The organism is Variovorax sp. W2I14 (assembly GCF_050435205.1).
Classification (GTDB): domain Bacteria; phylum Pseudomonadota; class Gammaproteobacteria; order Burkholderiales; family Burkholderiaceae_C; genus Variovorax; species Variovorax paradoxus_C.
This window is the reverse complement of the sequence record NZ_JBNDJX010000001.1, coordinates 5,771,595-5,784,025: the sequence shown is the minus strand read 5'-3', so window position 1 is coordinate 5,784,025 and position 12,431 is coordinate 5,771,595. Positions and strand designations below refer to the sequence as shown.

Sequence of the window (12,431 nt, the reverse complement as noted above, 5' to 3'; positions counted from 1 at the left end):
GTCATCTCCAGTTCTTCTTCTTTTTCCAGCGCCGCTCGCCGCGCACGCCGTCGTCCTTCACGCCGAGGTAGAACTCCTTGATGTCTTCCTTCTCGCGGAGGCGCTCGCAGGAATCCTCCATGACGATGCGGCCGTTCTCCAGCACGTAGCCGTGGTCTGCGGCATTGAGCGCCATATTGGCGTTCTGCTCGACCAAAAGAATCGTGGTGCCGCGCTCGCGGTTGATGCGCACGACGATCTCGAAGATCTCTTTCGTGAGCTTCGGACTCAGCCCGAGGCTGGGTTCATCGAGCAGGATCAGATGCGGCGCGGCCATGATGGCGCGCGAGATCGCGAGCATCTGCTGCTGCCCTCCGGAGAGCAGGCCAGCGTCCTGAGTGGCGCGCTCTCGCAGGATGGGGAAGTAGGTGTAGACCGTCTCCATGTCCCGCGCCACGCCGTCGCGGTCCTTGCGGGTGTAGGCGCCCATCAGCAGGTTGTCTTTCACCGACAGGAGCGGGAACACCTCGCGGCCTTCGGGCACGTGGCTCAGGCCCTGCTGCACGATGAAGGCGGGGTCCTTGGCGGTGATGTCCTTGCCCTGGAATTCGATGCTGCCTTTGCGCGGATCGATGATTCCGGAGATGGTCTTGAGGATCGTTGTCTTGCCTGCGCCGTTGGAGCCGAGCACCGTGGCGATTTCGCCCTGCTTGACCTTCAGGCTCACGCCTCGGATGGCCTTGATGGGGCCGTAGGCGCTCTCGACATTGAGCAGTTGCAGAACGACGTCGCTCATGCGGATGCTCCTGAGGTCGGGGAACGGCGTTGGGGCCCCTGCCCCGGGCGGGCCGACGTCACCGGCCCTTCGGGCTCCCCTGCGCTGCTCGCGACGAGCGGGGTCTCGCCGAACTCGCTTCGCTCAAACAGCGGCGAGCCCTGATCCGCCCGTCGCTGCGCTGCTCGGCGGTGCCTCAACGGCCCACCCGGGGCAGGGACCCCAACGCCGTGGGTACGCACAGGGCGATCACTACACCCCGGAGCCCGGTGTGCGGTGCGGGGCGGGCGCCCCCTCTGCGCCGCCGAGGAGCACAGCGTTTCGCGGATCAGGGCTCGCAGCTGTTTGAGCGAAGCGAGTTCTGCGAGACCCCGCGAAATGCGAGCACCGCAGGGGAGCCGCGAAGCGGCCGGCGCAGTGGGGGCGACCGCCCCGCACCGCATACCGGGCGCCTCTCCAAAGAGAGCGAACAAGACATTCACGCCGCCACCCTCCTCAAGCTGCTCACGTCATCCACGGTCCCGAGGTAAGCCTCGATCACGCGCGCATCCGCCTGCACCTCGCGCGGCGTCCCGGTGGCCAGCACCTCGCCCTGGTTCATCGCGAGCACGCGGTCGGACACTTTCGAGACGAGCGACATGTCGTGCTCCACCATCAACACCGACACGCCCAGCTCATGCTGGATGTCCTGAATCCAGAACGCCATGTCGGCCGTCTCTTCGACGTTGAGGCCCGACGATGGCTCGTCGAGCAGCAGCAGCTTGGGCTCTGTGCACAGCGCGCGCGCCAGTTCCACCACCTTTCGAACGCCGTAGGGCAGGCCGGCCACCATCGAGTCGCGGTGATGCTGCAGATCGAGCAGCTCGATCACCTGCTCCGCTTTTTCACGCGCCGCGATCTCGGCGCGCCGAGTGGCAGGCGTGAAGAACACTTCGCTCCAGAACCCCGTCTGCCGGTGCGTGTGGCGGCCGATCAGCAGGTTGTGCAGCACGGTCGCATGCTCGAAGAGCTCAATGTTCTGGAAGGTGCGTGCGATGCCGAGCGCGGCAATCGAATGCGGCGCCTGCTGCGTCAGTGCGAGCGGGCCGGCCGCCTCACCATGCCATGTGATCTCGCCCGTGGTCGGCGTGTAGATGCGGCTGATCAGATTGAAAACCGTCGTCTTGCCCGCGCCGTTCGGCCCGATCAGCGTGAACACCTCGCCACGCCGCACGTCGAAGCTCACCTTGTTGACCGCGAGCACGCCCCCGAAGCGCACGCTCAGGTCCTTGGCCGAAAGGAGGATGTCGCCGTTGCTCGTCGTCATCTCAGCCGGTCCGATTTGGTGAACGACTTCTGCCGCTTGAACAGGCCCTTGCGGTAGAACGGGAAGAGTTGCAGGTACGTCCTGATCTTGAGCCAGCGGCCATAGAGCCCCAGCGGCTCGAACAGCACGAACGCGATCAGCACCACGCCGTACACCAGCCCTTGCAGGCCCGGCGCCTGGCCGATCACCGCAGGCAACCAGTCCTTCCCCATCGAGATCAGCTGCGGCATTGCGATGAGGAAGATCGCGCCGAGGAACGCGCCGTGCACCGAGCCCAGGCCGCCGATCACCACCATCAGCAGCAGGTCGATCGACTGCAGGATGCTGAACTGGTCCGGCGAGATGAAGCTCAGCTTGTGCGCATACAGCGCGCCGCCCAGCCCCGCGAGCGCGGCCGAGATCGCGAACGACATCGTCTTGTAGCGCGCGAGATGGATGCCCATGCTCTGCGCCGAGATTTCCGAATCGCGGATGGCCACGAAGGCGCGGCCCGTCGGCGAACGCAGCAGGTTCAGGATGCCCAGCGTGCTCAGCACCGCCACCACCAGGCACAAGAAATAGAAGCCATCGCCCGAACCCAGCGACCAGCCGAAGAGCTGCGGCGACTTCACATGCAGCCCCGCGTTGCCGCCCGTGACGCTCTCCCACCGTGCGAACACTTCCTCGACGATGAAACCGAACGACAGCGTCGCGATGCCGAGATAGATGCCCTTCACGCGCAGCGCCGGCAAGGCGACGACCACGCCGACTGCGGCGGACAACGCCGCAGCGGCGATCAAGGCAATCGGAAACGGCACGCCTAGATTCGTCAACACGCCCTGTGTGTACGCGCCCGCGCCGAGGAACGCCGCGTGTCCGATGGAGAACTGGCCCGTGAAGCCGGCCAGCAGCATCAGGCCCAAGCCGACGATCCCGTAGATCAGCACGAAGGTCAGTTGCGCGAGCCAGTACTCCTCGATCACCCACGGCGCGGCGATGAGGAACGCGATGAGCAGCCCGTACCAGAACACATGCCCGCCATGACGCGCGAGCCGGATGTCCTGGTCGTAGCTGGTCTTGAAGATGTAGCGCATGAACGTTCAGACTTTCTTGCGCAGCTTTTCGCCGAAGAGACCATTGGGCTTGATCATGAGCATCAGCAGCACCACGATGTACGGCGCCGTGTCCTTGAAGCCATCGGGCAGGTAGAACCCGGCGAACGATTCGACGATGCCGATCACCAGCCCGCCGACGATCGCGCCCGGCAGGCTGCCGAAGCCGCCCACCACCGCCGCCGGAAAAGCCTTCAGCCCGATGAAGCCCATGTTCGCGTGCACGAAGGTGATGGGTGCGAGCAGCATCCCGGCGATGGCCGCGACCGCAGCCGCCAGCCCCCACACCAGCCCGTTGAGCCGCTTCACCGGAATGCCCATGTAGTAGGCCGCGAGCTGGTTCTGCGACGAGGCCTGCATCGCGATGCCCAGTTTGCTGTAGCGGAACATCGCGAACAGCAGCGCGCACAGGATGGCCGTGGCGACGATGATCGCGAGCTGTTCGAGGTTGACCACCAGTTCACCCAGCTTCCAGATCTGGTCCTTGTAGGGCACGGGCAGCGTGTGGGTCTCGGTGCCGATGCCCGGCACCATGGTGATGAGGCCGCGCGCCACGTACGCGATGCCGATGGTCAGCATCACGATGGAGAACTGCGGCTGCCCGAGGATCGGCCGGATCACCGCCAGTTCCAGCAGCACGCCGAAAGCGGCCATCGCCACCACCGCGAGGATCGCCGCGAGCCAGAACGGCATGCCGAAGAGCGACATGCCCGCGAACGCGCCGAAGGCGCCGAGCATCATCAGGTCGCCCTGGGCGAAGCTCACGGTTTCGGTGGCCTTGTAGATCAGCACGAACCCGAGCGCGATCAGCCCATAGATGCAACCTTGCGCAATGCCCGACAGCAGGAGTTGGAGGATCTGCATGGGGCTCCCGTGTCTCGCCTACTGCCTAAAGCCGCCGGCCGCGTCGTGCAGCGCGAGGTGGCGGGAACCCGCCAGGATGTCGCTGGGTTTCAGGCCGTAGACCTGGCGGATCGAATGGCTGAAGTGCGTCGAATCGGGGTAGCCGGTATCGAGCGCGATGTCGGTCAGCGTGGTGGTCTGGCGCACGTAGCGCAGCAGGCTGCGCGCGCGCTTCCAGGCGCGGAAGGCGCGAAACGCCATGCCGGTTTCCTGCTTGAACAAATGCAGGAAGCGCGAGAACGACAGGTGCACCGAGGCCGCGCAGTCTTCGGCCGAGGCGGACGCGGCCGGGTCGGCCACGAGCGCGTCGATGACCTTGCGGATGCGCGCATCGATCGCACGCGGCGCGAGCGCTTCGCCGAAGAAGAGCGCATCGAAATCGAAGCCGTCGAAATCCGTGCCGCGGCCCGACGCGGCCAACAGGTGCGCATGCGCATCGCGCACGCGCTTGACGAACGCCGGCGCATCGACCGGCCCGCAGTGCTGCATGAAGGCGGGCATGCGCGCAGGATCGACGGACTCCGACTCGATCAGCAGATTGAAGATGAGCGGATGCTGGCTCTCGACATGGTGCGGCACCTGCGGCGGCACCACGATGAGTTCGCCCGTCTGCCAGGCGCCGCCACCGATGCGGATGCGGATCGGCGGCACGCCCGCGGGCGACACGTACACGCCGTGCCCGCCCATCGTGCGCTCGGCCGCCGCACCGAGCAGGCCGGCGTAGAACACGCGCTGCGGCGTGAGCCACATGAGGCGTTCGCCTTGCCGTGCGCCGCCGTTTTCCGGGGGCACATTACTCGCTCGCTGCATGGTGTTTGTCTCCTGCATCGGGTCTGGCCTGCCCTGCGGTGGGCGGCTTCGTGTTGGCTGGATCGTAGCGGCGCAACCCTGTGGCGCGGCATGCATTTGCGCGGGGACTTTCCCTAGTCCGCGCCCGGTTCGCTCTCACCTCATCGCGAATGCGCGATGCAACTCGGTGGCGCAAAGCGCAACGGCGGTGTTGGCCTCGTCGAGCACCTTGCCCATCGTGATGAAGCCGTGAATCTGGCGCTCGAAGCACACGTAGTCCGCGCGGTTGCCGGCGGCGGTGAGCGCCTCCGCATACGCGAGCCCCTCGTCCCGCAGCGGGTCGTAGCCGGCGGTGATCACGAGCGCGGGCGGCAGCCTCGACAGGTCGGTGTGCAGCAGCGGCGAGGCGCGCCAGTCGAGGTCGTGCTTCGCATCGGTGATGTAGTGGTCGTGGAAGTACGCCATCGTCTCGCGGGTCAGCAGGTAGCCCTGCCCGTTCGCCTGGTGCGACGGATGGCCGCGGCGCATGTCGGTCGCCGGATAGATCAGCAGCTGGAAGGCGATCGGCAAGTCGCCTGCATCGCGTGCGGCGATCGCCACCACGGCCGCGAGGTTGCCACCGGCGCTGTCGCCTCCGATTGCCAGACGGCTCGCATCGAGCCCCAGGGCCGCAGCCTCGCGGCGCACCCAGCGCGTGGCGGCGAGCACGTCGTCGACCGCGGCGGGAAAGCGGTGCTCCGGCCCCATGCGGTAGTCGACGGCAACCACTGCGCAGCCCGCACCGTTGGCCAGCTCGCGGCACAGCACGTCGTGCGTGTCGAGATCGCCGATGACCCAGCCACCGCCGTGGTAGTACACCAGCACCGGCAGCGGACCGGCGCCCGAACCCAGCGGCCGGTAGAGGCGCACCGGGATGGTGCCGTGCGGGCCCGCTGCCGCGAGGTCGCGCACCTCGGCCACTTCAGCCGGCAGCGGCTGTGTGGCGGCGCGGCGCTCGCGGTAGAAGGCTCGCGCATCGGCGGGCGAAAGCGTGTGGGTCGGCGGGATGCCGCGCGCCTCGATGAAGTCGAGCAAGGCGCGCGCCTGGGGATGCAGCATGGTGTCTCCGGTGATCGAGCTGGCGGGCGCCCAGTGTGGAGCGCATCGCGCATGCGTGGTATCCGCATGCACCCGCCCCTCCACCTCGGCCTCTGGCAAGACACCGCACCATGCCCGCGCCCTTGCGGCGCGGCTTGCGAAAACTGGCTACAGCTGTCTCGGAGGCTGCATCACCGCGACGCATGAGACCGGCGCGGCCGAAGGCCAGAGACACGGTGGAACCGGCTTTGCCGGGCCACTGGTGTCGCCCCCGGTAGGGGGTTGGAGAAGCGACACGAAGTGCGCGAAGCCTGGGGGCGAGCCTTATCTACGGGACTTCACGCGCGAGGCGGCTTCCTTGGCAAGCTTGCGCGCGGTGTCGGTATCGGCCGCGTGCACCAGCGCCACGCCCATGCGGCGCTTGAGAAAGCTCTCGGGCTTGCCGAACAGGCGGATGTCGCTGCCGGGCACCTGCAGCGCCTCGGCCACGCCGTCGAAGGCGATGCCGGTGGCGTCGACGCCGCCGTAGATCACCGCGCTCGCGCCCGGGCTCTTGAGCGAGGTATCGACCGGCAAGCCGAGGATGGCGCGCGCATGCAGCTCGAACTCGTTCTGCCATTGCGTGGCCATCGTGACCATGCCGGTGTCGTGCGGGCGCGGGCTGACTTCGCTGAACCAGACTTCGTCGCCCTTCACGAACAGCTCGACGCCGAAGAGGCCCTGGCCGCCGAGGTCGGCCGTGACGGCTTGCGCGATCTGCTGCGCCTTCTGCAGCGCGGCCGGCGCCATGGGGTGCGGCTGCCAGCTTTCGACATAGTCGCCGCTCACCTGCACATGGCCGATGGGGTCGCAGAACTTGGTTTCGACAGCACCGGCCGCGTCTTTCGCGCGCACGGTCAAGAGCGTGATCTCGTAGTCGAAGTCGATGAAGCCCTCGACGATCACGCGGCCATGGCTGACGCGTCCTCCGGCCATGGCGTAGTCCCAGGCCTTCTGCACGTCGGCGGGGCCGTCGATCTTGCTCTGGCCCTTGCCGGAGCTGCTCATCACGGGCTTGACGATGCAGGGGTAGCCGATTCCCGCGTCGATGGCGGCCTGCAGCTCGGCCAGCGAGTCGCAGAACTTGTAGGGGCTGGTGGGAACGCCCAGCGTCTCGGCGGCCAGGCGGCGGATGCCTTCGCGGTCCATCGTGAGGCGGGCGGCGCGGGCCGTGGGAATCACGCGGACCACGCCCGCGTCTTCGAGCTGCTGGAGCATCGGCGTGGCGATGGCCTCGATCTCGGGCACCACGAGCATGGGTTTCTCGGCCTCGATCAGCGCCTTGAGCTGCTCGGGGTCGCTCATGGTGATGGTGCGCGCATGGTGGGCCACCTGCTGGCCGGGCGCGTTCTCGTAGCGGTCGACCGCGATGGTCTCGACGCCGAGGCGCTGCAGGGCGATCAGCACCTCCTTGCCGAGTTCGCCGGAGCCGAGCAGCATCACGCGGGTTGCGGAGGGAGAAAGAGGAGTGCCAAGGGTTGTCATGGCCGCAACTTTAATCGACCGCTTTGCCTACCGTTCCAAGGTCTCGCACAGCGCCGCTCGCTCCGTATTTCCGCCGTCGGTCGATATGCTTTTCCTTCACAGGTCGGTGGCCTCAGTCTGGGTGTAGAGACAATAGCTCGGGATACGGCGCAAGCATCCAGAACGCGATATCAGGAGGACAGGAAAGTGAACACGAAGAGCGATGAATTTCCGCAAGCGTTGCGAGGCGTGTTCCATCAAATCACCGAGGACATCCTGCTCTTCGGCCCAGCTCGGACGCATTCTCAGCAAGGGGCTGCTTGCGCTACCGCTGGCGCGCTGTTCCTGCTGCTCGGGTTCGGCGCGAGCATTCTGTGGAGTGACAGGCCATTGAATGGCGCCGTCCTGAATTCAATCAGGGATCTCGCGACCATCAGTGTTCTCATTCTTCTCGTGGTTGTTCAGTTGATCTTCCCGAGGCGATTCCTGTTCCAGCGCGGCTCTTCGTTCGCCATCCTCGACCGACGAAACCAATGCGTCTATTGGGCGCTTGGCAACGAGCTCGTGCCGTTTCCAAGGGACAAGGTCCACAGCACCATTGGCACGACCACTGAACGCCTTGCCAATCAGCTGCAATCGGTGCATCGGACATCCGCTCATCTCCGAGCCAGTCGCGCAGGCGACAACGTCTCAGTCGACATCCCCGTTTTCGACGAACTCGATCATCCGAACCATGGGCGAGCCTTGGCGGCGCTGGCGCTGTCGATCTTGTCGGGGTTCATGGCCCAGAAGCCAAAGACCGGGCGGTTGCTCACCAGCGCCGACCTCGGCGATCTTCGACAGCAGCGCGTGGATGGCATCTTGACGAACCTGTACAGGTTCGTCCGTGGCATCAACGATTCCAGTCGCAGCGGGCGCATCTGGCGTTTGCTTCTCGCAGTGCCCTTTGCCGCAGCCCTTTCCTTGCACCAAGTCTTCCTATCGGCTGTCCGATTCACCAGCAAAGCGCCTGTCTGGCCGGAAGCTTTGCTCCGAGAGATCGGACCTCTTCATGCCAAGTCAGCCCTGCAAGCCATCATTTCCTCGAAGCGTTGATCAGCCAGTAGCATTCGTCATCGATTTTTGTTGATATCAAGGAGCATTTTTCATGACGATTCAGACTGTGGGCATCATCGGCGCCGGAACGATGGGCAATGGCATCGCGCAGGCCTGCGCGGTGTCCGGCGTCAACGTGGTGATGATCGACGTCGCCCAGGCGGCCGTCGACAAGGGCCTCGCCACCATCTCGGGCAGCCTCGACCGCCTCATCAAGAAAGAAAAGCTCACTGCCGAGCAGAAGGCCGCGGCGCTCGCGCTGATCAAGGGCTCGACCAACTACGACGACCTGAAGGGCGCGCAACTCGTCATCGAGGCGGCCACCGAGAACCACGCGCTCAAGCTCAAGATCCTGAAGCAAGTCGACGAGTTGGTGGGCCCCGAGGTGATCGTCGCGTCGAACACCTCGTCGATCTCGATCACGCAACTGGCCGCCGCCACCTCGCGCCCCGACCGCTTCATCGGCATGCACTTCTTCAACCCGGTGCCGATGATGGCGCTGGTGGAGCTGATCCGCGGCTACCTCACGAGCGACGCCACGCACGACGCGGTGAAGGCGCTGGCCGAGAAGCTGGGCAAGTCGCCGATCACGGTGAAGAACGCGCCGGGCTTCGTGGTCAACCGCATCCTGGTGCCGATGATCAACGAGGCTTTCTTCGTGCTGTCCGAAGGCATCGCCACCGCAGAGGACATCGACGCCGGCATGAAGCTGGGCTGCAACCAGCCCATCGGCCCGCTGGCGCTCGCGGACATGATCGGCCTGGATGTGTGCCTGGCAGTGATGGAGGTGTACCTCGATCAGTTCGGTGATTCCAAGTACCGTCCCTGCCCGCTGCTCAAGGAAATGGTCGCTGCCGGCCAGCTCGGCCGCAAGACCGGGCGCGGCGTGTACACGTACTGAGCCGGCGTTCCATAAAAGCAAACCAGGAGACAAGAAACGCCATGACCGCCACGCCCACCACGCCACCCGCCGAAGGCTGCATCGACACCCAGGTGCTCGGCCACGTGCTGCTGATCGGCATCAACCGCCCGGCCAAGCGCAACGGCTGGACGCCGCCGATGTTCAAGCAACTGGCCGAGGCCTACACGCGCCTGGACGACGACCCGGACCTGCGCGTCGGCGTCCTGCATGCCTTCGGCGACCACTTCACGGCGGGCCTGGACCTGCCCGCGGTCACCGAGTACATGAAGCGCGGCGAGAAGGCGATTCCGGCCGGCCTCGTGGAGCCGCACGACTTCGGCCTGCCCGACTACCGCCGCCGCACCAAGCCGATGGTGGTGGCCGTGAAGGGCATCTGCTTCACGGTCGGCATCGAACTGATGCTGGGCGCGGACATCGTGGTGGCGGCCGACAACTGCCGCTTCTCGCAGATGGAAGTGCAGCGCGGCATCATGGCCACCGGCGGCGCCACGCTGCGCATGGCCGAGCGCGCGGGCGTGGGCAATGCGATGCTGCACCTGCTCACGGCCGACGAGTTCGACAGCGCCGAGGCCTATCGCCTCAACTTCGTGCAGAAGGTGGTGCCGGCCGGGCAGGAGCTCGACGCGGCGCTGGCCATTGCGCAGCGCATTGCGGCGCAAGCGCCGCTCGCGGTCGTGGCCACGCGGCTCAATGTGATCAAGGCTGTCGAACAGGGGCCGCTCGCGGCGGTGTCGGAATTCATCGAGACGCAGAAGCGCCTGTCGAACAGCGAGGACGCAGCCGAGGGCGTGCGCTCCTTCGTCGAGCGGCGTCCCGCGCGCTTCAGCGGTCGTTGATGACGATGAATTCATCGGAGCCTTGAAGCCCATGCCTTTCTTCCAACGCGCGGCGCTCGCCGCCGCCTTCACCCTGCTCGCCGTGAATACTTCCAACGCCCAGACGCCCGTACCCGCGGCGATGCCCGATCCCGCGGCGACCTCGGTCGATGCGCTCGGCTGGATGAAGGGCTTTCCGCCGCCGCCCGACAAGCAGATCACCTTCGACAACCCGGTGGGCGGCGTGTTTCCGCGCACACGCTGGAGCTTCTCGCATGTGCGCGAGACGGTGCCCACCGCCAACGTGTGGCGCGGCAGCGGTGCGGCGAGCCCCTTGCCTTCGGCGCCGCGCAACGACATCGAAGCGGTCACGTTCAAGCCCCTGGGCAGCGAAGAGACGGTGACCTTCGCGCAGATGATTCCGCGCACCTACACCGACGGCATTCTCGTGATGCACCGCGGCAAGGTGGTCTACGAGAGGTACTTCGGCGCGCTCACGCCCGAGCGTCCGCACATCGCGATGTCGGTGACCAAGTCTTTTGTCGGCACGCTCGCAGCGATCCTTGCGGACGAGGGCAAGCTCGATCCGTCGGCGCCCGTCACCAAATACCTGCCTGAGCTCAAGGACACGGCGTACGGCGACGCCACCGTGCGCCAGGTGATGGACATGACCATCGGCGTGCACTACTCGGAGAACTACGCCGACCCGAAGGCCGAAATCTGGGACTACGCGCGCGCCGGCGGCATGCTGACGCAAGGGCCCAACTACACGGGTCCGAAGTCGTTCTACGAATTCCTCGCGACGCTCAAGAAAGAAGGCGCGCACGACGCCGCCTTCGCCTACAAGACGGTGAACGCCGAGGTGCTCGCGTGGATCCTGCGGCGCGCTAGCAACCAGTCGCTGGCCGACCTCTTGAGCGAGAAGATCTGGCGCCGCATCGGCGCCGAGCAGGACGCGTACTTCATGGTCGACCGCATCGGCGCCGAGTCGGGCGGCGGCGGCTTGAACACCGTGCTGCGCGACATCGCGCGCTTCGGCGAGACCATGCGCAACGGCGGCCGTGCGCCCAATGGGCAGCAGGTGATTCCGAAGGCCGTGGTCGAAGACATCCAGCGCGGCGGCGATCCCGCCAAGTTCGCCAAGGCCAGCTATGCGCTGCTGCCGGGCTGGTCGTACCGCAACATGTGGTGGGTCTCGAACAATCCGCACGGCGCGTACATGGCGCGCGGCATCCACGGCCAGAGCATCTACGTCGATCCGAAGGCGGAGATGGTGATCGTGCGCTACGCCGCGCACCCGGTGGCGGCGAGCGCGGGGAACGATCCGCTCACGCTGCCGGCGTTCCAGGCGGTGGCCGAGGCGCTGATGGCGCGCCCCTGACGATTCGTCTTCAGTTCAGGCGGCGGCCCGTTCGCGGGCAATCACCAGCAGGCCGTCCATGATCAGGCTCTCGACAAGTTCGAAGTGGCCGTTCATCACGGGCGCCATCTTCCAGCCCGCACCACCGGTCATGAAGCAGGCCGGCTCCTCGCCGCAATGCGAGCGCACGTGCTGCACCATGCGCTCGACCGCACCGGCAATGGCGTAGGTGCCGCCGCTGGTGAGCGCATCGCTGGTGTTGGTGGGAAATTCGCGCACCTCGCCGGTCGGCACATGCAGGCCCGCGGTGCCCGATTCGAGCGCGCGCAGCATGATGCCGTGGCCCGGCAGGATCAGCCCGCCGAGGAACTTGCCGCTGGCATCGATCGCTTCCACCGTGACGGCCGTGCCGATCAGCACCACCACCATCGGCCGCGCCGGTCCTTGCGCGAGCATGCGGTGGCGCGCGCCGATCATCGCCACGAAGCGGTCGGCGCCCAGGCGCGTGGGATGGTCGTAGCCGTTGACGATGCCGGCCTCGCCGGCGCTCGACACGACCCAGCGCGGCGTGCAGTCGAAGCGCTCGACGATCTGCTCTTCGGCGCGGCGCCGCAGGGTGTCGCCGGCCACCACGCAGCCGAGCATGGAACCCGGTGCGGGCAGGTCGGCCCAGGGGCCATCGGCCAATCGTTCGATGTGGTCCAGGAACTCCGCGCCCGAGGCCTGCAACGCGGCGCCCGGGTGCGCCCCGTCGTAGAGCGCCCATTTCAGGCGGGTGTTGCCGATGTCGATTGCGAGGAAGGGGGATGCCATGCG

12 protein-coding genes are annotated in these 12,431 nt (G+C 66.4%); 4 read left to right on the top strand and 8 right to left on the bottom strand.

Annotated features, from left to right (window positions below):
* Position 1: 1 nt before the first annotated feature.
* The 7 genes from QF040_RS27020 to purT all read right to left on the bottom strand — a co-directional run bounded on the left by QF040_RS27020 (position 2) and on the right by purT (position 7,444).
* A complete protein-coding gene (locus tag QF040_RS27020) occupies positions 2-775 on the bottom strand; it encodes an ABC transporter ATP-binding protein (RefSeq protein ID WP_307602762.1) in 774 nt (257 codons plus the stop codon).
* 457 nt (positions 776-1,232) lie between these two features.
* Entirely contained in the window at positions 1,233-2,060 is an 828-nt protein-coding gene (locus QF040_RS27015) for an ABC transporter ATP-binding protein (protein WP_429613560.1), read from the bottom strand.
* Positions 2,057-3,133 carry a branched-chain amino acid ABC transporter permease gene (locus tag QF040_RS27010; RefSeq protein WP_013543968.1) on the bottom strand — a complete coding sequence of 359 codons (1,077 nt, stop codon included), beginning with the start codon at positions 3,131-3,133 and terminating at the stop codon, positions 2,057-2,059. The genes QF040_RS27015 and QF040_RS27010 overlap by 4 nt, the downstream gene beginning before the upstream one ends.
* Before the next feature lie 6 nt (positions 3,134-3,139).
* Entirely contained in the window at positions 3,140-4,015 is an 876-nt protein-coding gene (locus QF040_RS27005; RefSeq protein ID WP_198788684.1) for a branched-chain amino acid ABC transporter permease, read from the bottom strand.
* Between the two features lie 18 nt (positions 4,016-4,033).
* Positions 4,034-4,864 (bottom strand): helix-turn-helix domain-containing protein, encoded by an 831-nt coding sequence (locus QF040_RS27000; protein ID WP_429613559.1) that lies wholly within the window; start codon positions 4,862-4,864, stop codon positions 4,034-4,036.
* 135 nt (positions 4,865-4,999) lie between these two features.
* Positions 5,000-5,941, bottom strand: a complete 942-nt coding sequence (locus QF040_RS26995; RefSeq protein ID WP_429613558.1) for an alpha/beta hydrolase — start codon at positions 5,939-5,941, stop codon at positions 5,000-5,002.
* Positions 5,942-6,244: 303 nt separating this feature from the next.
* A complete protein-coding gene (gene purT, locus QF040_RS26990; protein ID WP_429613557.1) occupies positions 6,245-7,444 on the bottom strand; it encodes a formate-dependent phosphoribosylglycinamide formyltransferase in 1,200 nt (399 codons plus the stop codon).
* Positions 7,445-7,630: 186 nt separating this feature from the next.
* On the opposite strand from purT, the gene QF040_RS26985 reads away from it, so the two are divergent.
* From QF040_RS26985 to QF040_RS26970, 4 genes are read left to right on the top strand one after another with little or no spacing between them, the layout of a single operon-like run.
* On the top strand, positions 7,631-8,518 hold the full coding sequence (locus QF040_RS26985) for a hypothetical protein (protein ID WP_429613556.1): 888 nt from the start codon (positions 7,631-7,633) through the stop codon (positions 8,516-8,518).
* Positions 8,519-8,570: 52 nt separating this feature from the next.
* On the top strand, positions 8,571-9,419 hold the full coding sequence (locus QF040_RS26980) for a 3-hydroxybutyryl-CoA dehydrogenase (RefSeq protein WP_307685726.1): 849 nt from the start codon (positions 8,571-8,573) through the stop codon (positions 9,417-9,419).
* A gap of 41 nt (positions 9,420-9,460) precedes the next feature.
* A complete protein-coding gene (locus QF040_RS26975; protein WP_429613555.1) occupies positions 9,461-10,276 on the top strand; it encodes a crotonase/enoyl-CoA hydratase family protein in 816 nt (271 codons plus the stop codon).
* A 31-nt stretch (positions 10,277-10,307) separates the two neighbouring features.
* Positions 10,308-11,636, top strand: coding sequence for a serine hydrolase domain-containing protein (locus tag QF040_RS26970; RefSeq protein WP_429613554.1), 1,329 nt, complete (start codon positions 10,308-10,310; stop codon positions 11,634-11,636).
* Positions 11,637-11,651: 15 nt separating this feature from the next.
* Here the strand turns inward: QF040_RS26970 and QF040_RS26965 are convergent, their stop codons facing one another.
* Entirely contained in the window at positions 11,652-12,428 is a 777-nt protein-coding gene (locus tag QF040_RS26965; protein WP_041943082.1) for a type III pantothenate kinase, read from the bottom strand.
* Positions 12,429-12,431: the final 3 nt, after the last annotated feature.